Origin of the sequence: Methylobacterium sp. CB376 (assembly GCF_029714205.1) — a bacterium.
Lineage (GTDB): Bacteria > Pseudomonadota > Alphaproteobacteria > Rhizobiales > Beijerinckiaceae > Methylobacterium.
This window is the reverse complement of record NZ_CP121648.1, coordinates 5,246,501-5,266,077: the sequence shown is the minus strand read 5'-3', so window position 1 is coordinate 5,266,077 and position 19,577 is coordinate 5,246,501. Positions and strand designations below refer to the sequence as shown.

19 protein-coding genes are annotated in these 19,577 nt (G+C 73.8%); 7 read left to right on the top strand and 12 right to left on the bottom strand.

Annotation, left to right across the window (positions count from 1 at the left end):
- Window positions 1–4 precede the first annotated feature (4 nt).
- Window positions 5–370 carry a DUF427 domain-containing protein gene (locus QA634_RS24185; RefSeq protein WP_012334529.1) on the top strand — a complete coding sequence of 122 codons (366 nt, stop codon included), beginning with the start codon at window positions 5–7 and terminating at the stop codon, window positions 368–370.
- 139 nt (window positions 371–509) lie between these two features.
- Here QA634_RS24185 and QA634_RS24180 read toward each other — a convergent pair whose 3' ends face one another.
- The 3 genes from QA634_RS24180 to argJ all read right to left on the bottom strand — a co-directional run bounded on the left by QA634_RS24180 (window position 510) and on the right by argJ (window position 2,939).
- Window positions 510–926, bottom strand: a complete 417-nt coding sequence (locus QA634_RS24180; protein ID WP_012334528.1) for a (deoxy)nucleoside triphosphate pyrophosphohydrolase — start codon at window positions 924–926, stop codon at window positions 510–512.
- Between the two features lie 85 nt (window positions 927–1,011).
- Window positions 1,012–1,704, bottom strand: coding sequence for an SIMPL domain-containing protein (locus tag QA634_RS24175; RefSeq protein ID WP_012334527.1), 693 nt, complete (start codon window positions 1,702–1,704; stop codon window positions 1,012–1,014).
- Window positions 1,701–2,939: a bifunctional glutamate N-acetyltransferase/amino-acid acetyltransferase ArgJ gene (gene argJ, locus QA634_RS24170; protein WP_012334526.1), complete on the bottom strand. Its 1,239-nt coding sequence runs from the start codon at window positions 2,937–2,939 to the stop codon at window positions 1,701–1,703. The genes QA634_RS24175 and argJ overlap by 4 nt, the downstream gene beginning before the upstream one ends.
- A 257-nt stretch (window positions 2,940–3,196) precedes the next feature.
- On the opposite strand from argJ, the gene QA634_RS24165 reads away from it, so the two are divergent.
- Together QA634_RS24165 and QA634_RS24160 are read left to right on the top strand one after the other, a co-directional pair.
- Window positions 3,197–4,135, top strand: coding sequence for a LysR family transcriptional regulator (locus tag QA634_RS24165; protein WP_012334525.1), 939 nt, complete (start codon window positions 3,197–3,199; stop codon window positions 4,133–4,135).
- A gap of 81 nt (window positions 4,136–4,216) precedes the next feature.
- Window positions 4,217–4,951, top strand: a complete 735-nt coding sequence (locus tag QA634_RS24160; protein ID WP_012334524.1) for a 4'-phosphopantetheinyl transferase family protein — start codon at window positions 4,217–4,219, stop codon at window positions 4,949–4,951.
- 99 nt (window positions 4,952–5,050) lie between these two features.
- On the opposite strand, the gene QA634_RS24155 is transcribed toward QA634_RS24160, so the two are convergent.
- From QA634_RS24155 to QA634_RS24125, 7 genes are all read right to left on the bottom strand, one after another.
- On the bottom strand, window positions 5,051–5,932 hold the full coding sequence (locus QA634_RS24155) for an RNA polymerase factor sigma-32 (protein ID WP_012334523.1): 882 nt from the start codon (window positions 5,930–5,932) through the stop codon (window positions 5,051–5,053).
- 222 nt (window positions 5,933–6,154) lie between these two features.
- Window positions 6,155–6,748, bottom strand: coding sequence for a CarD family transcriptional regulator (locus tag QA634_RS24150; RefSeq protein ID WP_012334522.1), 594 nt, complete (start codon window positions 6,746–6,748; stop codon window positions 6,155–6,157).
- 389 nt (window positions 6,749–7,137) lie between these two features.
- Window positions 7,138–7,476 (bottom strand): ferredoxin FdxA, encoded by a 339-nt coding sequence (gene fdxA, locus QA634_RS24145; protein WP_012334521.1) that lies wholly within the window; start codon window positions 7,474–7,476, stop codon window positions 7,138–7,140.
- 127 nt (window positions 7,477–7,603) lie between these two features.
- On the bottom strand, window positions 7,604–7,885 hold the full coding sequence (locus QA634_RS24140; RefSeq protein WP_012334520.1) for an RNA-binding S4 domain-containing protein: 282 nt from the start codon (window positions 7,883–7,885) through the stop codon (window positions 7,604–7,606).
- Between the two features lie 9 nt (window positions 7,886–7,894).
- A complete protein-coding gene (locus QA634_RS24135) occupies window positions 7,895–11,359 on the bottom strand; it encodes a helicase-related protein (protein WP_012334519.1) in 3,465 nt (1,154 codons plus the stop codon).
- Between the two features lie 51 nt (window positions 11,360–11,410).
- A complete protein-coding gene (locus QA634_RS24130) occupies window positions 11,411–11,743 on the bottom strand; it encodes a hypothetical protein (RefSeq protein ID WP_012334518.1) in 333 nt (110 codons plus the stop codon).
- 193 nt (window positions 11,744–11,936) lie between these two features.
- Window positions 11,937–12,326: a hypothetical protein gene (locus tag QA634_RS24125; protein WP_012334517.1), complete on the bottom strand. Its 390-nt coding sequence runs from the start codon at window positions 12,324–12,326 to the stop codon at window positions 11,937–11,939.
- Window positions 12,327–12,523: 197 nt separating this feature from the next.
- Here QA634_RS24125 and QA634_RS24120 point away from each other — a divergent pair, with 197 nt between their 5' ends.
- Complete coding sequence (locus QA634_RS24120; protein ID WP_012334516.1) at window positions 12,524–13,768, top strand: amidase; 1,245 nt, start codon at window positions 12,524–12,526, stop codon at window positions 13,766–13,768.
- Between the two features lie 32 nt (window positions 13,769–13,800).
- Here the strand turns inward: QA634_RS24120 and QA634_RS24115 are convergent, their stop codons facing one another.
- Window positions 13,801–14,586 (bottom strand): 3-hydroxybutyrate dehydrogenase, encoded by a 786-nt coding sequence (locus QA634_RS24115; protein WP_012334515.1) that lies wholly within the window; start codon window positions 14,584–14,586, stop codon window positions 13,801–13,803.
- A 45-nt stretch (window positions 14,587–14,631) separates the two neighbouring features.
- Window positions 14,632–15,759, bottom strand: a complete 1,128-nt coding sequence (locus tag QA634_RS24110; protein ID WP_210161163.1) for a patatin-like phospholipase family protein — start codon at window positions 15,757–15,759, stop codon at window positions 14,632–14,634.
- Between the two features lie 257 nt (window positions 15,760–16,016).
- On the opposite strand from QA634_RS24110, the gene QA634_RS24105 reads away from it, so the two are divergent.
- From QA634_RS24105 to QA634_RS24095, 3 genes are all read left to right on the top strand, one after another.
- A complete protein-coding gene (locus QA634_RS24105; protein ID WP_012334513.1) occupies window positions 16,017–16,970 on the top strand; it encodes an acetyl-CoA carboxylase carboxyltransferase subunit alpha in 954 nt (317 codons plus the stop codon).
- Entirely contained in the window at window positions 16,967–17,686 is a 720-nt protein-coding gene (locus tag QA634_RS24100) for a papain-like cysteine peptidase (RefSeq protein ID WP_012334512.1), read from the top strand. Before QA634_RS24105 ends, QA634_RS24100 begins: the two co-directional genes overlap by 4 nt.
- Before the next feature lie 127 nt (window positions 17,687–17,813).
- Complete coding sequence (locus tag QA634_RS24095) at window positions 17,814–19,370, top strand: L,D-transpeptidase family protein (RefSeq protein WP_012334511.1); 1,557 nt, start codon at window positions 17,814–17,816, stop codon at window positions 19,368–19,370.
- Window positions 19,371–19,577: the final 207 nt, after the last annotated feature.

The following is a 19,577-nucleotide window of genomic DNA, read 5'->3' as shown; positions in this document are numbered from 1 at the left end:
CCCGATGAAGGAGCCCGGTCCCGACCACCCGATCGCCGTCACGCCGAACCCGCACCGCATCCGCGTGGTGCTGGGCGGCGTCATCGTCGCGGAGACCACCCGCGCCCTCACCCTGCGCGAGGCCGGGCTGCCGCCCGTCCAGTACATCCCGCGCGAGGACGCCGCCTGGGACCTGTTCGAGAAGACCAGCCACACCACCCACTGCCCCTACAAGGGCGAGGCGAGCTACTACGCGCTGACGGCCGGCGGCGTGGAGCGCGCCAACGCGGTCTGGAGCTACGAATCCCCGTTCCAGGCGGTGGCGGCGATCAAGGACCACCTCGCCTTCTACCCGAACAAGGTCGACGCGATCGAGGAATTCACGGAGTGATCCGGGATCCGCTTGGATCAAGCGGATCCCATATCCCAAGCCCGCGCGGCGCCTGAGCGACGCCGACATCCGCATGGCCGACATGGGAAATGGCGAAGCCATCGACCGGATGTCGCATGAGGGCGCGGATCGCCCGCCGTCACGGCCCGAGCAGGTCGACGAGGGCCGGCAGCAGGGGCAGGTCGGCGGGCGGCATCGGGTAGGTCGCGAGGTCGCGCGGGCGCACCCACTTGAGCGCCTGGCCCTCGCGCGGCTGCACCGGCCCCTCCCAGCGCCGGCAGATGTAGAGCGGCATCAGCAGGTGGAAGCCCTCATAGGCGTGGCTCGCGAAGGTGAGGGGGGCGAGGCAGGCCTCCCGCACGACGATGCCGAGCTCCTCGGCCAGTTCGCGGATCAGCGTCGCCTCGGGGCGCTCTCCCGGCTCGATCTTGCCGCCCGGGAATTCCCAGAGGCCGGCCAAGCTCTTGCCCTCGGGGCGCTGGGCCAGGAGCACGCGCCCGTCCGCGTCCACGAGGGCGACGGCGACGACGAGGAGGAGTTTCAGCGGGTCGGCCATGGACGCGGTTATCCCGGCGGGAGCGGTATGGGAAGCTCGCCCGGCCTCCCGATCGGGACGGCCGCCCCTCAGGGGGCGATGCCCCTCAGGGGGCGATGGTCCAGGTGACCTCGACCGCGGCGCTCACCTCGACGGTTCCGGCCTCGATCGGCACCGCCGGGCCCCTCGCCTTCGCGGCGAAGGCCCGGCCCAGCGGGACCGGCGCGTCGCTGCGGGGCGGGGAGACGATCGCCTCGATCCGGCCGAGGCGCAGCGAGGCCGCCCGCGCCAGGGTCTCCGCCTGCCTGACCGCGTCCGCGACGGCGGCGGCCCGCGCCTCGTCCTCGGCCCGGGCGGGGTCGCGCAGCCCGAAGCTCACCCCGTTGATGCGGTCGGCCCCGCCGTCGACGGTGCGGCGCATCAGGTCGCCGAGGCGGCCCGGCTCGGCGAGCCGGATCTGCACCGCGTTCACCGCCAGGTAGCCGTCCGGGGCGTCGCGGACCGTCCCGCCCGGCTCCCGGGCCGGACGGGTGAGCGGCTGCAGCGTCACCGCGGAGGTCGAGACCTCGGCGCCGAATTCCTTGGCGAGGTCGATGAGCCGGCGCGCCGCCTCCGAGTTCTGGTCGAGGGCGGCGGCGGCGCTCGGGCCGCGGCGCTCCACCGCGATCGTGACCGTGACCTCGTCGGGCGGGAGCGCGGTGCTCGCGCGGCCGATCACGCGGATCCGGCCCGCCTCCTGGGCGGCGGCCGGCCCGGCGAGCAGGAGGGCGAGGGCCGCCGCGGCGAGGGCGCGCCTCACGAGCGGTAATCCCCGTTGATCTCCACGTAGGCCTTGGTCAGGTCGCAGGTCCAGACCCGGGCCGCGCCGGCCCCGAGGCCGAGATCGACCCGGATCGTCACCTCCTGGCGGCGCATCACGGCGCTGGCCGCCTCCTCGCTGTAGGCCGGGTCGCGGGCCCCATCGACCGCCACGCGCACGTCCCCGAACCAGATCGCGAGGCGGTCGCGCTCGGCGGGTTCGCCGGCCTTGCCGACCGCCATCACGACGCGGCCCCAATTGGCGTCCTCCCCGGCCACCGCGGTCTTCACCAGGGGCGAGTTGGCGATCGAGAAGGCGATCCGGCGCGCCGAGGCGTCGTCGGCGGCGCCCTCGACCCGCACGGTCACGAACTTGCGGGCGCCCTCGCCGTCGCGCGCCACCAGCTGGGCGAGTTCGACCAGGAGGTCGTCGAGCGCGGCCGCGAATTCCGCCAGGCGCGGATCCTCCGCCGTCGTCACCGGGGCGTGGCCGGCCCGGCCGGTGGCGAAGAGGAGCAGCGTGTCGGAGGTGGACGTGTCGCCGTCGACGGTGACGCAGTTGAAGCTCCGCTCCGCCCCGGCGCGCAGGAGCTCCTGCAGCACCGGCGCCGCGACCGCCGCGTCCGTGAACACGAAGGACAGCATCGTCGCCATGTCGGGAGCGATCATGCCGGCCCCCTTGGCCATGCCGTTGATCGTCACCTCCCGGTCGCCGAGCCGCACGCGGCGGGTCGCGAGCTTCGGGAACGTATCGGTGGTCATGATCGCCCGGGCGGCCTCGGCCCAGTTCTCCGAACCGGGGCTCGCGCGGCCGGCGCAGGCGGTGAGCACGCCCTCGAACTTGCTGGCGTCGAGGGGCTCGCCGATCACCCCGGTCGAGGCGACGAAGACCTGCTCGGGCGCGCAATCCGCGGCCGCGGCGGCGATCTCCGCCGTGAGCGCGACGGCCTGGCGGCCCTTCAGCCCCGTGAAGGCGTTGGCATTGCCGGAATTGACGACCAGGGCGCGCGCCTCGCCCCCGCCGAGCTGGGCGCGGCACCAATCCACCGCCGCCGAGGGGCATTTCGAGCGGGTGAAGACGCCCGCGACCTGCGCGCCCGGATCGAGCAGCACGAGGAGCACGTCCGTGCGCCCCTTGTAGCGGATACCCGCCTGCGCGGTGGCGAGGCGCACGCCCGCGATCGGCGGCAGGTCGGGCACGTCGGCGGGGGCGAGCGGGGAGACGGGATGGGACATGCGAATCTCCGGCCTTCCGCCGGCCCCTCGGCCGGCGCGGCGGTGTGGCCCGGCGCGTGCCCAGCCGTCAACCGGGCGCGTCCCGGCCCCGGCCGGCGCGCCGCCGGAGCGGCCCGCGATCGCGGAAAATCGCTGCCCGGGCCGGCTTCCACGCCGCCCGGACGACGAATCGACCTGATCTAGAGTTGAAATTCAGCACCTAGAGAGGCAATCTCCGGAGGAGTGACGTAACACCCGCACCCCTTCCGGAGGTCCGTTTGCCTCACCCGCAAGTCCTGCGCGACCTCGCGCTGTTCGTGGAGGTCGCCAAGCGCAAGAGCTTCAGCCAAGCGGCCGTCGCGCTCAATGTGCCGATATCGTCGCTCTCGCGGCGAATCACGCAGTTCGAGGCCGCGATCGGGCTGCGGCTTCTGGACCGCACGACCCGGAAGCTCGCGCTGACGCCTCACGGCGAGGCCTATTACGAGCGCGCGATCCGCGTGGTCGAGGAGGCCCAGCACAGCTTCGACGAGATGATCGCGCAGGCGCGGGGCCCGAGCGGGCTGCTGCGGATCAGCGTCCCGGCGGAGGAGTGGGTGATGCGCCACCTGCCGGGGGTGATCGGGGCCTTCCTGCGGACCCACGAGCAGGTGCGCGTCCACGTCGAGCTGCGCGCGGCGGGGACGGACGCGGCGGCGGAGGATTGCGACCTCGCCATCCTGACCGCGCCGCCGCGCGAGGCCTCGATGGTCGCCCGCCGGCTCGGCAGCCTGGAGACGGGCCTGTTCGCGGCCCCCGCCTACCTGGCCCGCGTCGGGACCCCGCGCCACCCGGGCGAGCTCGCGCAGCACGCGCTGCTCGCCGCGGCGCCGGGCGGCGAGTCCCTGGAGCTGCGGCGCGACGACGAGGTCGTCACGGTCACGGCGAGCGGGGCGGTCTCCTGCACCAGCGGGCCGCTCGCCCGGCGCTTCGCGGCCTCCGGCGACGGCCTCGCCCTGCTGCCGCTGATCGACGGCCACGGGCCCGCGTTCCGGCGCGTCCTGCCCGAGTGGAGCGGCCCGCCGGTCCCGGTGCTTCTGGTGACGACCTCGCACCTGACGCCCGCGAAGGCCCGGGCCTTCATCGAGGTGGCCGGGCGCGAATTGTCCGCGCTCCTCGGCGTCGCGGAGGGCCTGCCCGGCCTCGAGGACGCGGCGCCCGCGGCGCGCTGCGCCTGAGGCGCCACGCCCGACGCGCGAGGCCCCGCTTTGCGGCGCGCCGCCGCCCTGCTAGCTCCCTGCCGGGCGGGGAGGGGCGCGATGACGACCGCGGAGAACGGCGACGACCGGGACGGGACGGCGGCCCTCGCCGGGCTCGCGCCGCGTCTCGCTCCCGGGGCGGCCCTCGCCGTGGTTGCGCGGGCGGAGGCGGTCGTGGCCGGTCTGTCCCCGGCGCAGCGGGCCCTGCCGCCGGACGAGGCCGCGCGGATCGCGCGGTTCCTGCAGGAGCGCGACCGCTTCGAGCGCGAGGCGGCCCACGGGCTCCTGCGCCACCTCCTCGCCGCCGCCCTCGACCGGCCGCCGGGCGGGATCGTGCTGATCCGCGACGCGTCCGGGCGGCCGGCCCTTCCCGGCACGCCGGATCTCGACTTCAACATCAGCCACGGGGCGGGCTGGATCGCGGTGGCTCTGGCCCGGGGCGGGCGCGTCGGCATCGACGTGGAGGGGGCGAGCCGTCCGGTCGATTGGGACGGGGTGGCGCGGTCCTTCCTGCACCCGGCCGAGCTGAGCCAGTACCGGGCCCTGCCGGAGGCGCGGCGCCCGGCGCGGGCCCTCGAACTCTGGACCGTCAAGGAGGCGTTCGTGAAGGCGAGCGGGGAGGGAATCGCCGCCGCGCCCCAGACCGTGCTGCTCGCGGCCGCGGACGAGCATTGGTCGCTTCGCCGCGAGGGTCTGCGGCTGCGGGCGCGATCGCGCCTGCTGCCCGACGGCGCCCGCCTCGCCTGGGCCGGCGAGGAGAGCCTGCGCTGGCAGGTGCTGCGCGGGGTGGCGTGAGGCTCCCGGCGAGGAGCGGCGCGGCGTCCGCTCGGATCACGACGGGTCGCGGGGTCTCGTGGCGGGATCGTCGGGCCGCTGTCGCAACAGCCGCGCGGCTCAGATGATCGCGCTCATGCCGCCGCCCGGCTGCTGCGGGAAGCGCTCGGCCAGCGCGCGCCGGAGCTTCTCCAGGGCGCGGTTCTCGATCTGGCGCACGCGCTCCTTCGAGATGCCGAGCCGGTGGCCCAGGGCCTCCAGGGTCGCCTGATCCTCGGCCAGCCGCCGCTCGTGCAGGATGCGCAGCTCGCGCTCCGACAGGACGGTGAGGGCCTGCCTGAGCCAGGTGAGGCGCCGCTCGCCGTCCACCGCGTCCGAGACCGCCTCGTCGGGCAGGGGCGAGGTGTCGACCAGGAAATCCACCCGCTCCGCCGACGCGTCGCCCTCGTCGGTGATCGGGGCGTTGAGCGACATGTCGGGGCCCGACAGGCGCGCATCCATCAGCGCCACGTCCTCCCGCGAGACGCCGATCGCCGTGGCGATGCGCCGGTGGATCTCGTCGCCGACCCGCTCGTCGGTCGATTGCATCAGGCGGGCGCGCAGGCGCCGCAGGTTGAAGAACAGGGCCTTCTGCGCCGAGGAGGTGCCGCCCCGCACGATCGACCAGTTGCGCAGGATGTAGTCCTGGATCGACGCCCGGATCCACCACGTCGCGTAGGTGGAGAAGCGGACGTCCCGCTCCGGCTCGAAGCGGGCGGCCGCCTCCATCAGCCCGACATGGCCCTCCTGGACGAGGTCGGCCATGGGCAGGCCGTAATGGCGGAAGCGGCCCGCCAGCGCGATGACGAGGCGCATATGGGCGGAGATCAGGCGGTGCAGGGCCTGCTCGTCGCGCTTGTCCTTCCACCGCACCGCGAGCCCGCGCTCCTCCTCGCGTTCGAGGAAGGGCGCGTCCATCGCCATGCGGACGAACTGCCGACGAATTCCTGCGATTTCCGCCATCCCCGCCTCCGCCAGCACGCGCGCTCGTTGCCCGGGCGGGATCGCGCGAGACCGCGCGCATCCGATCGGTGTCCCGACGGGCCTCCGACAACGGCCCATCCGCGGCGTTGGTTCCGCGCCGCGGCGGGCCGGCGCGGGAACTCAGGGGAGGTGTGGCGCGAAGGCAACAAAAAGCCCGGCCTCGCGGCCGGGCTCTCGAAGAATCCTGCGAAAAAGGCCCGATCAGGCCGCCTCGGCCTCGTCCTGAATGTCCTCGGCGTCGCCTTCCGCCTCCGCTTCGGCGTTCTTGGCGCGCCGGGGCGACTTGGCGAGGCTCTGCTCGATCAGCTTGAGCGATTCCGTATCCGTGATTTTGTTGACCGCGGCAATCTCGCGCACCACCCGATCCAGCGCCGCCTCGTAGAGCTGGCGCTCGGAATAGGACTGCTCCGGCTGGGCCTCCGAGCGGTAGAGGTCGCGCACCACCTCGGTGACCGCGATGAGGTCGCCGGAATTGATCTTCGCCTCGTATTCCTGGGCGCGGCGCGACCACATCGTGCGCTTCACCCGGGCGCGGCCGGTGAGCACGTCGAGCGCCTTCTTGACCAGGTCGGGTTCGGCCAGCTTGCGCATGCCGACCGCGTTCGCCTTCGCGGTCGGGACCCGGAGCACCATCTTGTCCTTCTCGAACGACACCACGAAAAGCTCGAGCTTGTAGCCGGCGATCTCCTGCTCCTCGATGGCCGTGATGCGGCCTACACCGTGAGCGGGATACACGATCGCTTCGCCGGTCTTGAAGCCCTGGCGGGCAGCAGTCGTCTTCTTGGCGGTCGTCATGCGGGGGTGGCCTCCAGATCGCCGTCCACGGTCTACTCGCCGCGGGCGGGTCATTCGTCCGGGTCAGGGGGCCCGGCTGAAAACAATGCCAGTCGGACGCCCGAGGAAGCGCCCGCCAGTCCCTGTCAACCGATAGCTAAGGAACGTCCGATCAGGCCGCGGATCAGGAAAAACCCTCCACGGCTGAACCTCATGCGGCGGGGCCCCTTCGAGAAATAGTCCCGCTCGGCGGGCGAGTGCCGCACGTCGGACGTAAGCGACGGCGATGTGGACCCTAGCACGGAGAGCCCCGAAAATCAAAAAAATTCAGGCGCACGGCGCGCATGCCAGCGCCCCGTGCACCGTATACAATCAGCCCGGAACCGCGGCCGCGGCCGCGGCGGCGCGGCTCAGTCGCCGGTCCCGGGATTGCTCGAGAAATGGGCGTCGAACTTGCCCGCGACGCCGTCCCACTCCTTGGCGTCGCTCGGGGCGGTCTTCTTCTGCGTGATGTTGGGCCAGTTCTTGGCGAAGTCGGCGTTGAGCTTCAGCCAGCGCTCCAGGCCCGGCTCGGTATCGGGCTTGATCGCCTCGGCGGGGCATTCCGGCTCGCAGACGCCGCAGTCGATGCACTCGTCCGGGTGAATGACGAGCATGTTCTCGCCCTCGTAGAAGCAGTCGACCGGGCACACTTCCACGCAGTCCATGTACTTGCACTTGATGCAATTCTCGGTGACGACGTAGGTCATGAGCCTGTCGGTCCTTGAGGAGCGTGAGGGGGCGTTGCGAAGCCCGGCATTCTCCGCCGCGCTCTAGCCCCTGACCGGGACGCTGGCAAGCACCCGAACGCCGCAACCGACGCCTTCGGCGGGGTCGTCACCCGGGCGCGACGCCGCCCGCCACGTCCGCGTAGAGGAGGCGGGCCTCCGGGGCGGGGCCGCGGCGCTCGCCGAGCGCCACCACGCGCACCGCCACGGTGGCGTGCGCGGCCGCCACCGTGACGACGTCGCCCACCGCGACCGCCTTCGAGGCCGCCTCGGCGCGCTGCCCGTTCACCCGCACGTAGCCGTCCGCGATCAGGCGGGCGGCGAGGCTGCGCGTCTTCGCGAAGCGGGCGAACCACAGCCACTTGTCGAGGCGCTGGCGATCGTCCCGCATGGCGCCGCGTCAGCGCTTCTCGGAATCCCTCGCCTCCATCTGCGCCTTGAGGGCGAGGAGCTTGGCGAAGGGGGAATCCGGGTCCGGGGCCCGCTCGCGGCGCGGCGGGCGGCTGTCGCCCTGACCGCGATAGCCGCCGTCGCGCCGCTCCTGCGGCGGGCGGCCGCCGCGCTCGTCCGGCCCGCGGCCGTTCTGGGCGCCGCGGGGCGGCCGCCCCTCGGCGCGGGCACCCTCCTGACGGCCGTGCTCCGCCCGGCCCTGGTCCGCCCGGACTCCGTCCGCCGGGCGCTCGCCCCAGCGCGGCCCCGGCCGGCCCTGCGGGCGGGGGCGATCGCCGGTCTGGTTCTCGTCGCGGCGCGGGGGGCGTCCGTCCTGGTGGGAGCGTCCCTGGGCCTGCGGGCCGTTCTGCGGCCGGCCGCGCCCCTGGTGCCGGTTGGCCTGACCCCGCGGGTGCCGGTGGAGGCGCCACACCTCGATCAGGATCGGCTCGGCGGGAACGGCCGGCGCGGCCTCCTGCGCCGGTTCGCCGTCCTGGTCCGGCGCAGCCTCCTGCCCCGCATCGGACGCCTCGACCCCGTGCGCCGGCTCCGCCGCCTCGGTCGGCTCCGTCGCCGCGTCGGCCGGAACCTCGGGCTGCGCCTCCGCGCCGAACTCCGCCGCTGCCGCGGCCTCGGCCTCGGCCGCCGGGGCGCTGTCCTGCTCCGCCGGCTCGGCCGGGGCAGCCTCGGCCGCCGCTTCGGCCGTCACGGCCTCGTCGGATCCCGCCGCCTCGGCAGGCCCCGCCTCGGTCGATTCCGCCTGTGCCGCGTCCTCGGCCGCCGCGGATTCCGCCTGCGCGGTCTCGGCTTGGTTCGTCTCGGCTTGACCCGCCTCGGGCTGGCCCAACTCGGCCTGCGCGGCTTCGGCCTCCGGCTGTCCGTGCTCCTCCGCCCCGGCGGATTGCGCCGCGGAAGCGGGCCGGACCGGCGCGGTGGCGGCGGCGGGGCGCAGCGGTACCGTGATGGCTGGGCCGGCGCGCCGGTCCACGACGTAGCCGAGAGATTTCAGGATCGAGGCGAAGTCCTCGCCCGAGCAGCCGACCAGCGAGGTCATGCCGACGGTCGGCACGAAGCCGTCCCGGTCGGCGGCGCCGGGTGGGGGCTCGCCGGGCGTGGTCCCGGGCACGTAGGCGATGGCCGGCCGGATCAGGTCGGCGAGGCGCTCCAGGATGTCGACGCGCACCGCGCGCCCGCCGCAGACCCGGAAGCCCGCCGCCCGGTAGAGGCCCTTGGCGATCTCCGGGTTGACCGGCATCGAGGTGCGGCCCGAACTCGCCAGATGGGCGATCTCGTCGAGGCCGGCCTGATCGAGGCCGCCATTCTGCAGGGCCCAGAGCTGGGCGGCCAGCGTGCGCGGCGCGGGCTTGAGCAGGGCCGGCATGTAGATGTGGTAGGCGCCGAAGCGCACCCCGCGCTTGCGCAGGGCGGCGCGGCCCTCCTGGTCGAGGCTGCGCATCTCGTTGAGGACGCGGGCGCGCTCCAGCACGCCGAGCGACTCCGAGACCTGGAAGCCGATGCCGCGGGCGAGCCCGGCGAGGTCCTCGGCGGCCTCGAGTTCGAGGGCCGGTCCGAGCAGGCGCACGATGTGGGCCTTGAGCCACGCCTGCAGGCGCCCCTCGACCTTGTCGCGGGCCGGGCCGGTCAGCTGCTCGTCCGCGAGGATGCGCAGGGCCGGCGCGTAGAGCTTGTCGCCGGGCACGAGCTTGGCGACCGGGTCGCCGGTCCAGCGGATGGTGCCGTCGTTCGACAGGACCAGGGCCGCGTCGGCGGCGGCGGCGAAGCGGTCGGCCCGCGCCTCGATCTCGCCCGCAAGCGCCTTCTCGGCGACGCTCCGGAGGGTCTTGGCTTCCTGGCCCTCCGCGCCAGGGTCCGGCACGAACTGGAACCCGTGCAGGTGGCCGACGTGCTGGCCTTCGACCGTCACGTCGCCGCCCGCGGTGATCTCAGCTTCCAACATGGTGTTCTCTCTCAGGCGCCGCATCAGGACGCTGGTGCGCCGATCCACGAAGCGACTCGCCAGCCGCTCGTGAAGCGCGTCGGACAGCCTGTCCTCTACCCGACGCGTCTCGCCCTGCCAATGCTCCGGGTCCTGGAGCCAGTCGGGGCGGTTCGCGACGAAGGTCCAGGTCCGCACCTGGGCGATGCGCTGGGAGAGGGTGTCGATGTCGCCGTCGATCCGATCGACCATGGCGACGTGCTTGGCGAACCAATCGGCCGGGATCCGCCCGGCCATGCCCCGCATCAGGAAGCGGTAGAGCTGGGCGATCAGGTCGGCATGGGTCTGGATCGGGGTCTTGCGGTAGTCGGGCACCCCGCAGACCGCCCAGAGCCGCTCGACCGCGCCGCCGCGGCCCGACGCGACGTCGCGGATGTCGTCCTCGCGGGCGAGGAGGTCGAGGGCCGCCTCGTCGTCCCCGCGCGGCGCGCGCACGAGCCCGCGCTCGGCCGGGTGCTCGGCGAGGCTGGCCTGCAGGGTGGCCACGGACGTGAAATCGAGGTCGGGGTTGCGCCATTGCAGGACGCGCGTCGGCTCGAAGCTGTGGCTCTCCAGCGCCTCCACCATCTCGGGCTCGAAGGGCGGGCAGCGGCCGGTCGAGCCGAAGGTCCCGTCGCGCAGGTGGCGCCCGGCGCGGCCGGCGATCTGCGCCATCTCGGCCGGGCTGAGGCCGCGGAAGCGGGTGCCGTCGAACTTGCGGTTCGACGCGAAGGCGACGTGGTCGACGTCGAGGTTGAGCCCCATGCCGATCGCGTCGGTCGCCACGAGGTAGTCGACGTCGCCCGATTGGTAGAGCTCGACCTGGGCGTTGCGGGTGCGCGGCGAGAGGGCGCCGAGCACCACCGCGGCCCCGCCGCGCTGGCGGCGCAGGAGCTCGGCGATGGCGTAGACCTCCTCGGCCGAGAAGGCCACGATGGCGGTGCGGTGGGGCAGGCGCGACAGGCGCTTCTCGCCCGCGAAGCCGAGCTGCGACAGGCGCGGCCGCGTGGTGACGTGGACGCCGGGGATCAGGGCCTGGACCAGCGGCCCCATCGTGCCGGAGCCGATCAGCAGGGTCTCCTCGCGGCCGCGCTGGTGCAGCAGCCGGTCCGTGAAGGTGTGGCCGCGATCCATGTCGGCGCCGAGCTGGATCTCGTCGACGGCGACGAAATCGACGCCGCGGTCGCGCGGCATCGCCTCGGCGGTGCAGATCCAGTAGCTCGGCCGGTCCGGCTTGATCTTCTCCTCGCCGGTGACGAGGGCGACGCGCTCGGGGCCGACGCGCTCAACGACCCGGTGGTAGACCTCCCGGGCGAGGAGCCGCAGGGGCAGCCCGATCATGCCGGTCGGGTGGGCGAGCATGCGCTCGATCGCGAGGTGGGTCTTGCCGGTATTGGTCGGGCCGAGCACCGCCGTGACGCCGCGCGCACGGGCCTGCGGGGGGAGGGAGCGGCGGGTCATCAAGGCGGGTGTCAGTCCTCGCGGCTGTCGCCCGGATCGGCGGGCGGGCCTTCAACGCGGCAGGGGGCGGCTCCCGTCGCGGCGGCGCGGGCCGGAATGCCGCGTCTCGTCTCCATATGGGGCGGGCGTGCCCGTCGCGCCATCCGCGCCCGACGCGGGGGCCGGGGCGTAGAGGTCGAGGCGCAGCGGCGTGCGCCGCGTGCCCGAGAGGTCGGCGCAGAGGGTCTCCGGCACGGCGGTGATCGGTCCGGGCCGGCCGCCCGCCGTCACCTGGGCGGAGGAGTAGGCGTCCCCGCCGCAGCCGGCCTCGGCCGCCAGCGCGGGGGGCAGCGCCGCGAGCGCGGCGGTCAGGGCCGCGAGCGCGGCGGCGAGGCGGATGATCATCGTGTCCCTGCCGGGTCGGACGGTCGTGCCAGGCTAAGGGCGCTTCCTTGCCGAAAGATGCAGCGGGCCCGCGCCGTCAGGGCCTGCCGCCGGGCCTGCCCGGTGCCGGGGTGCTGATCCGCTCCGACCCCGGCGGATGTCGGCTTCGCTCAAGCCCGGCCCGGGATGCCGGCCCGAGCCCGGCCCGCGCGGCTCAATGCGCTCCGATGGCGCGGGCGACGTCCTCGAACTGGTGCTGCATCGTCGAGATCCGGTCGAGCGTCGCCTGTCGGGTGCAGGCCGGCATCGTCATGCCGTAGAAGAAGCCGCCCTCCTCGCGCAGCCTGCGGCAGTTGAGGTAGCCCGGCCCGTAGGTTACGCCGAGCATCACGGCGGCCGTGACGAGGAGCTTCAGCACCAGGCGGATCGGCCAGGGGATGTAGGAGGCCGGGCGCTCCCCCGGCTCCTTCCTGCTGCCGCGGGAGGGTGGGGCGGCCGATTCGTAGTGGATCTCGGGCGCGCCCGGCCGGCGCGTCAGCCGCGCCATCCGGTCGGGCAGCGCCGCTGCCGCGCGGTCCGCGCCGTGCTGGTCGTGTCGCGCCATCCGTCGCCCCCTCGATCGACCGGCCCACCAAACCAGACCTGACTTAAGCGTGCGTTGAGGGCGGCCCCTGCATTGAGGGCGGGAGACGGCGCGGTTCTCGCGCCCCACGACCGGGACGTCCTTGACACCACCAGTGCGCGTGCGTCCAAGCGGGAGCAGGGCCCGCTGCCGGGTCCGTGACGGCACAGGAGGCTCGGATGCTCTCGCTTCTCGATCTGCGCGCCCGCATCGGCGACGGCCGCCTCACGGCCGAGGGGGCGATCACCCAGGCCCGGGAGGCCATCGCTGCCGGCGACCGCGAGGTCGGCGCGATCCTGCGCACCCTGCCTCCCGGCCCGGTGCCCGCGGAGGGGCCGCTCGCCGGCATCGCGGTCGGCGTCAAGGACATCATCGACACCGCCGACCTCGCGACCGAGATGGGCTCGGCGATCTACGCGGGCTGGCGCCCGCGGGCGGACGCGCCCGTGGTGGCGCGGCTGCGCCGCCTCGGCGCCGTGCCCCTCGCCAAGACGACGACGACCGCCTTCGCCTTCCTCGACCCGACGCCGACCCGCAATCCCCGCAACCTCGCGCACACGCCGGGGGGCTCCTCGGCCGGCTCCGCCGCCGCGGTCGCGGCCGGGCTGGTGCCGCTCGCCCTCGGCACCCAGACCGGCGGCTCGGTGATCCGCCCCGCCGCCTTCTGCGGGGTGGTCGGGGTCAAGCCGTCCTTCCGCCTGCTGCCCACCGTCGGGGTGAAGACCTATTCCTGGGCCCTCGACACGGTCGGCCTCTTCGCGGCCCGGGTGGCGGACGCGGCCCGGGCCCTGGCGCTCCTCGCCGCGCGGCCGGCGATCGACCTTCCGGCGGGGGATCCCGGCCAGCCCCGGATCGGCGTGGTGCGGCAGGATTTCTGCGCGCCGCCCGCCCGCGAGGCGCTCGCCGCCCTCGACCGCGCCGCCGCGGCGGCGGAGCGGGCGGGCGCGCGGGTGCGCGACCTCGCCCTGCCGCCGCTCTTCGGCGAGGCCTTCGCGGTCCACCCGGTGATCCAGGATTACGAGGCCGCCCAGGCGCTCGCCTGGGAATACAACACCCACCGCGACGCGCTGCCGCCGCTCCTGCGCGCCCAGCTCGACGCGGCGCGCGAGATCCCCACCGAGGCCTACGATTCGGGCCGGCGCGTGGCCCACCGGGCCCGGCGCAGCCTCAAGGACGTCTTCGCGGAGGACGGCGTCGACGTGATCCTGACCCTCGCGGCCCCGGGGCCGGCGCCGGAGGGCCTCGCCTCCACGGGCGACGCGCGCTTCAACCGCCTCTGGACGCTGATGGGGGTGCCCTGCGTGACCGTGCCGGTCGAGACCGACGCGAACGGCCTGCCGCTCGGCGTGCAGGTCATCGCCCGCTTCGGCGACGACGGCCGGGCGCTGGCCGCCGCGCGGCTGATCGAGCGCGCCCTCGGCTGAGGGCCGGCCGGCGCGGAGCCGGCCGGGCGCCGTCAGGCGGCGGTCCAGCCGCCGTCGACCGAGATGTTGGCGCCGGTGATCTGGCTCGCCGCATCCGAGCACAGGAAGACCGCGAGCGCCGCCACCTGGTCGACGGTCACGAATTCCTTGGTGGGCTGGGCCGCCAGCAGCACGTCGTCGATCACCTGCTCCCGGGTCAGGCCCCGCGCCTTCATGGTGTCGGGGATCTGGCTCTCCACGAGCGGCGTCCAGACGTAGCCCGGCGAGATGCAGTTCACCGTGACCTTGTGCGGCGCGAGTTCGAGCGCCGCGGTCTTGGTGAGCCCGGCGATGCCGTGCTTGGCCGAGACGTAGGCGGACTTGTAGGGCGAGGCCACCAGCGAGTGGGCCGAGGCCGTGTTGATGATCCGGCCCCAGCCCTTGCGCTTCATGCCGGGGATCGCGGCCCGCATCGCGTGGAACGCGGAGGAGAGGTTGATCGCGATGATCTGATCCCACTTGGCGAGCGGGAACTCCTCGATCGGCGAGACGAACTGGATGCCGGCGTTGTTCACCAGCACGTCGACGGCCCCGAAGGCGGATTCCGCCTCGGCGATCATCCCGGCGATCTCCTCCGGCTTCGACATGTCGGCGCCCGAGTAGAGCGCCTTCACGCCGAACTCGGACTCGATGCCGGCGCGCTCGCGCTCGATCTCCTCCGGCTTCCCGAAGCCGTTGAGCACCACGTTGGCGCCTTCCTTGGCGAAGGCGCGCGCGATGGCGAGGCCGATTCCGCTCGTCGATCCGGTCACGACAGCGGTCTTCGCGGTGAGGGTCATGCAAGCCTCCTGGCTCGATGGGGAAGGGGACCGCCGGGGCGGGGCTCAGTCGCGGGCGTCCCGCGTGAGGTCGAACACCGCGACGCCCGCCTCATCCGGCCGGCAGCGCGCGAGCCACTCGCGGTGGCGGAACGAGCGGCGCACGTCGCTGCGGCCGGCCGACCAATGCTCCAGCATGGTCTGGCGCGAAAACTCGTAATCCTTGGCGTTGCCCTCGTAGGTCTTTCGCCGGTAGATCAGCTGCAGGATCGACACCGCGTTCTCGTGGCTGATCTCCGAGAGGAAGGCCGCGTCCGGGTCCTCGCGCAGCTCCGGCGGCAGCTTCTCGGCGAGGCGCCGGAAGGCGGTCTTGGCCCGCCGGATCTCGACCTGGTCGTTGGTGTTCATCCGCGTGCGGCTGGAGTAGCGGATGTCCTTCTCGCGCTCGGCCGCCTCCGAGAGGGTGCGGGGCATCGGCCCGCGGGCGCTGAACAGGTCGACCTGGAAGATCATCAGGTCCCGGCAGCGCTCCTCGTCGAGGACGTGCTGCAGGGGCGTGTTCGAGACCAGGCCGCCGTCCCAGTAATGCTCGCCCTCGATCTCGACCGGCGGGAAACCCGGCGGCAGGGCGCCCGAGGCCATGATGTGCTCGGGGCCGATCTCGTCGCGCAGGTTGTCGAAATACGTGAAGTTGCCGGTCCGGATGTTGACGGCCCCGACGCTGAGGCGCGTCTCGCGCCGGTTGATCCGGTCGAAATCGACGAGCTGGAGCAGCGTCTCGCGCAACGCCGCGGTGTCGTAGTAGCTCAGCGCCTCGGGCGCGCCGGGCGGGAACAGGTAGGGCGGGGGCAGCCGGGGCTGAAAGTAGCCCGCGATCCCGAAGGTGGCGCCGAAATTCGCGCTGATCTCGTTGAGCAGGCTGCGCGCCTGCTCGCCCGGCCAGAGCGGCTGCACCTGGAAGCCGGAGCTGACCTGCTCCCAGAAGCTGCGCAGCCGCGCCACGCGGCGCTCCGGCGGGTTGCCGGCGACGATCGCGGCGTTGATCGCCCCGATCGAGATGCCGGCGACCCATTCGGGCGCGATCCCGCCCTCCTGCATCGCCTCGACGACGCCGGCCTGGTAGGAGCCGAGCGCGCCGCCCCCCTGCAGGACGAGCACGTGGCACTCGTCCCGGTTGCCCTCGCGCGATGCCATCCGGCCCGTCTCCGCATCCCGTCCGATCTCGCGCGCCAGCATGACGCTCCGGTGACGAAGAGCAAGGGATGGGCGGGCGGGCGCAGCCCCGCGGCCGGCGCGGGCCGCGCCGATCGCGGGTTGACAGGGCCGGGCCCGTCCGCCAAGCGGTGCCCGCCCGCCGCGCGGCCCTCGCCGGCCGGACGCTCCGCATGCGGGGCCGGGCCCTGTCAGGAGCCGGCCGCGCGCCCCCGACGGACCGATCAGCACGGGATCCGATGCGCTCCTACCTCGATTTCGAAAAGCCGGTCGCCGAACTCGAGGCCAAGCTGGAGGAGTTGCGCGCCCTCGGCGCCCGCGACGGCGCGGTGGCGATCGCCGAGGACGTGGCGCGGCTCGAGAGCAAGGCCGCCGCGGCCCTCGCCGAGCTCTACGCCGCCCTCACGCCCTGGCAGAAGACGCAGGTCGCCCGCCATCCGCAGCGCCCGCACTTCGTCGATTACTGCGACGCGCTGATCAGCGAGTTCACGCCGCTGGCCGGCGACCGCAGCTTCGGCGAGGACGAGGCCATCGTGGGCGGCTTCGGCCGCTTCCGCGGGCGGCCCGTCTGCGTGATCGGGCAGGAGAAGGGCGCCAGCACCGAGGCGCGCATCCGCCACAATTTCGGCATGGCCCGCCCCGAGGGCTACCGCAAGGCGGTCCGCCTCATGGACCTCGCCGGGCGCTTCGGGCTGCCGGTCCTCACCTTCGTCGACACGGCCGGGGCCTATCCGGGCATCGACGCCGAGGAGCGCGGCCAGGCCGAGGCCATCGCCCGCTCGACGGAGGCCTGCCTCGCCCTCGGCACCCCGAACCTCGCCCTGGTGATCGGGGAGGGCGGCTCGGGGGGCGCCATCGCGCTCGCCACCGCCAACCGGGTGCTGATGCTCGAACACGCGATCTACAGCGTGATCTCGCCCGAGGGGGCGGCCTCGATCCTGTGGCGCGACGCCGGGCGCGCGCAGGACGCCGCCACCGCGATGAAGATCACCGCCCAGGACCTGCTGCGCCTCGGCGTGATCGACGCCATCGTGCCCGAGCCGACCGGCGGGGCCCACCGCGACCCGGCGGCCGCGTTCCGCGCCGCCGAGGAGGCCATCGCCGAGGGTCTCGCCGGGCTCGACGGCCTCGACGCGGAGGCCCTGCGCGACCAGCGCGCCCAGAAATTCCTCGAGATCGGGCGCAAGCTGTGACCGGCGGGCTCGCGGCCCGGCTGCTCGGCCGCCTCGGCCGCCACGCCGACAGCCGCGAGCCGGGCCGCACCAACCACATCTCGCTGGGCAGCCACTGCCACATGGCGCAGGTGCTGAAGGAGACGGGCCTGCGCGGCTGGTCGGGGCCCTTCGACTGGATCTTCTCCTCGGCCGCGATGGTCCGGGACTGCCTCGCGAACGATTTCGCCCGGCTCCTCGACCCCGCCGAGTACGAGACCGTGCCGCCCGAGGAACGGCCCGACCCGGCGCTGACCCGCTGCCGCCACCGCTACTACCGCGCCTGCTGCGGCGTGCCGGTGGTGTTCAACCACCACGATCCGGCGACCTCGCCCGAGGATTACCGCTTCCTGGAGGCCGGCGTGCGCCGCCTGCGCGCGGCGCTCGCCGATCCGGAGGCGGTCAACCAGCACTACATTCTGTCGGCCTGGCCGGTGGCGCCCGAGGACGCGATCGCCATCTGCGACATGCTGTCACGCGCGCCGTCGCGCAATCGCGTCCTGGTCCTGCAAGTCGAGCCCGGGGCCGCGAGCCCCCGGGCGGAGCGGATCGACCTGGGGATGGAGGATCTCGACTTCCACAGGATTCACACGCGCTCGGCCTCGCTCGGCCTTCGTTTCGCCGAAGACGGCGACGATGCCCTGGTGCGCGATCTCGTCCGGGCCGCCGCGCGGCGCGACCGTCCCGGCCATCGTTGAGCGAGGGACAGGCGGGCCGCCGCTGCTTGCGGTAAGGTCCGGTCAAGCTTAACGAAGCTATGGGGTTGGGCGAGGTCGATCCGAAGCGGCATTGTGCTTCGGGCATTTGGCGAGAACGGGGAGCCCCATGGCGAAGCGTGCGGTGCTGGCGGCAAGCGGTCTCCTGCTCGCCCTGTCCCTCGGGGCCTGCCAGGACGGCGGGATGTACTCCGGCGGCTCGACCCGCCACCTGCAGCCGATCCCGCAGAAGACCGTGGCGCTGATGTCCCAGAAGGGCATGTCGCCGGGCGATCCGATCCTCATCCGGGCCTTCAAGAAGGAATCCGAGATGGAGGTGTGGAAGCGCGGCAGCGACGGCCGCTACGCGCTCCTCAAGACCTTCCCGATCTGCCGCTGGTCCGGCCAGCTCGGCCCGAAGATCCGGCAGGGCGACCGCCAGGCGCCCGAGGGGTTCTACCCGATCACTCCGGGCCAGATGAACCCGAACTCCTCCTACTACCTCTCGTTCGACACCGGCTTCCCGAACGCCTTCGACCGGGCGAACAACCGCACCGGCACCTACCTGATGGTGCACGGGACCTGCTCCTCGGCCGGCTGCTTCGCGATGACCGACGAGGCGATCGCCGAGATCTACGCCATCGCCCGCGAGGCCTTCGCGGGTGGGCAGCGGGCCTTCCAGTTCCAGTCCTACCCGTTTCGGATGAATGCGGAGAACCTCGCCAAGTACCGCAACGACCCGAACATGCCGTTCTGGAAGAACCTCAAGGAGGGCTCGGATTATTTCGAGGCCCTGCACGAGGAGCCGCGGGTCGGGGTCTGCGGCACCCGCTACGTGTTCGGCGGCCAGGATGCGGCGGCGGGGTCCTGCGCCCCGAAGGTCGACCCGCTGGTGGCGGAGAAGCGCGGCAAGGACGAGCAGCAGGTCGCCGAGCTGATCGCCAAGGGCGCTCCGTCCGTGCGGGTGGTCTACAGGGATGGCGGCCAGCACCCGTTCTTCCGCGAGACGGCGCCGAGCACGCAGCTCTTCGCCGAGCAGGCGCGGCGGCCCGATCTCGGCATGGTGAGCCGGCCGGAGGCGATCGCGGCCGGACCCGAGGAGATCCCGGTCGACGCCAAGGGCCGGCCGATCCTGATGGCCGAGGCCAAGGCGGCGGACGCGAAGGCGCCGGACGGCAAGGCGCATGACGGCCGGGCCGAGGCCGCGAACGGGGCGGCGGCCCGCAAGCTCGGCGGTGCGAAGCCTTCCGCGAAGCCGACCGCGCTCGCCTTCGCGGCGCCCGCCGCCGAGCCGCCCGCGATCCCGAGCCGGGAGGCCGCGCAGGCGCTCGCCGCCGCGCCGGCCGCCGGCGCGGCGGCGCCCGCCCCGGTGACCGTGGCGAGCGCGGAGGACGACCCGTCGGCCTACCGCAAGCTCCTCGGCAACCTGTTCGGCACCGCCGCGGCGCCGCCGACCGCCCAGGCGGCGCTGCCGCCGCCGCCCGCGCCCGAGCCGACGCCGCCGGCCCCCAGGAAGGCGCCGCACGCCCACCCGGCGGCCAAGACGAGCGACGCGCACAAGCCTGCCGAGGCGCACAAGCCGGCCAATCCCAAGGCCGCCGCCCAGAAGCGGGCGGGCGGCGAGGCCAAGGCGTCGGGGGCGCCGGCCAAGCGGGCCGACGCGGCGGCGACCGCAAAGGCCAATTGAGGCGGCTGCGCGGGCCGACGCGCGCGCTGCACGGCTTCGGCACGATGCTCCTGGCACCCGCAGCAGGAGGAACGATGCGGATGCCGCAACGGTCCCGCCTCACCGGCGGCACTTGTAGGGAATTGGAAGGATCAGCAGGTTCACGGCGCTCTGCCGATATGCGTCCTTCATCCTTCAGGGCTTGAGCGAAGCCGACATCCGCATGGC

Excerpts from the sequence above, each read along its gene's own strand:
- QA634_RS24185 (WP_012334529.1), top strand. The coding sequence starts at position 5 with ATGAAGGAGCCCGGTCCCGACCACCCGATCGCCGTCACGCCGAACCCG.
- QA634_RS24180 (WP_012334528.1), bottom strand. The coding sequence starts at position 926 with ATGGCCGACCCGCTGAAACTCCTCCTCGTCGTCGCCGTCGCCCTCGTG.
- argJ (WP_012334526.1), bottom strand. The coding sequence starts at position 2,939 with ATGTCCCATCCCGTCTCCCCGCTCGCCCCCGCCGACGTGCCCGACCTG.
- QA634_RS24160 (WP_012334524.1), top strand. The coding sequence starts at position 4,217 with ATGACGACCGCGGAGAACGGCGACGACCGGGACGGGACGGCGGCCCTC.
- QA634_RS24155 (WP_012334523.1), bottom strand. The coding sequence starts at position 5,932 with ATGGCGGAAATCGCAGGAATTCGTCGGCAGTTCGTCCGCATGGCGATG.
- QA634_RS24150 (WP_012334522.1), bottom strand. The coding sequence starts at position 6,748 with ATGACGACCGCCAAGAAGACGACTGCTGCCCGCCAGGGCTTCAAGACC.
- fdxA (WP_012334521.1), bottom strand. The coding sequence starts at position 7,476 with ATGACCTACGTCGTCACCGAGAATTGCATCAAGTGCAAGTACATGGAC.
- QA634_RS24140 (WP_012334520.1), bottom strand. The coding sequence starts at position 7,885 with ATGCGGGACGATCGCCAGCGCCTCGACAAGTGGCTGTGGTTCGCCCGC.
- QA634_RS24135 (WP_012334519.1), bottom strand. The coding sequence starts at position 11,359 with ATGACCCGCCGCTCCCTCCCCCCGCAGGCCCGTGCGCGCGGCGTCACG.
- QA634_RS24130 (WP_012334518.1), bottom strand. The coding sequence starts at position 11,743 with ATGATCATCCGCCTCGCCGCCGCGCTCGCGGCCCTGACCGCCGCGCTC.
- QA634_RS24125 (WP_012334517.1), bottom strand. The coding sequence starts at position 12,326 with ATGGCGCGACACGACCAGCACGGCGCGGACCGCGCGGCAGCGGCGCTG.
- QA634_RS24120 (WP_012334516.1), top strand. The coding sequence starts at position 12,524 with ATGCTCTCGCTTCTCGATCTGCGCGCCCGCATCGGCGACGGCCGCCTC.
- QA634_RS24115 (WP_012334515.1), bottom strand. The coding sequence starts at position 14,586 with ATGACCCTCACCGCGAAGACCGCTGTCGTGACCGGATCGACGAGCGGA.
- QA634_RS24110 (WP_210161163.1), bottom strand. The coding sequence starts at position 15,759 with ATGGCATCGCGCGAGGGCAACCGGGACGAGTGCCACGTGCTCGTCCTG.
- QA634_RS24105 (WP_012334513.1), top strand. The coding sequence starts at position 16,017 with ATGCGCTCCTACCTCGATTTCGAAAAGCCGGTCGCCGAACTCGAGGCC.
- QA634_RS24095 (WP_012334511.1), top strand. The coding sequence starts at position 17,814 with ATGGCGAAGCGTGCGGTGCTGGCGGCAAGCGGTCTCCTGCTCGCCCTG.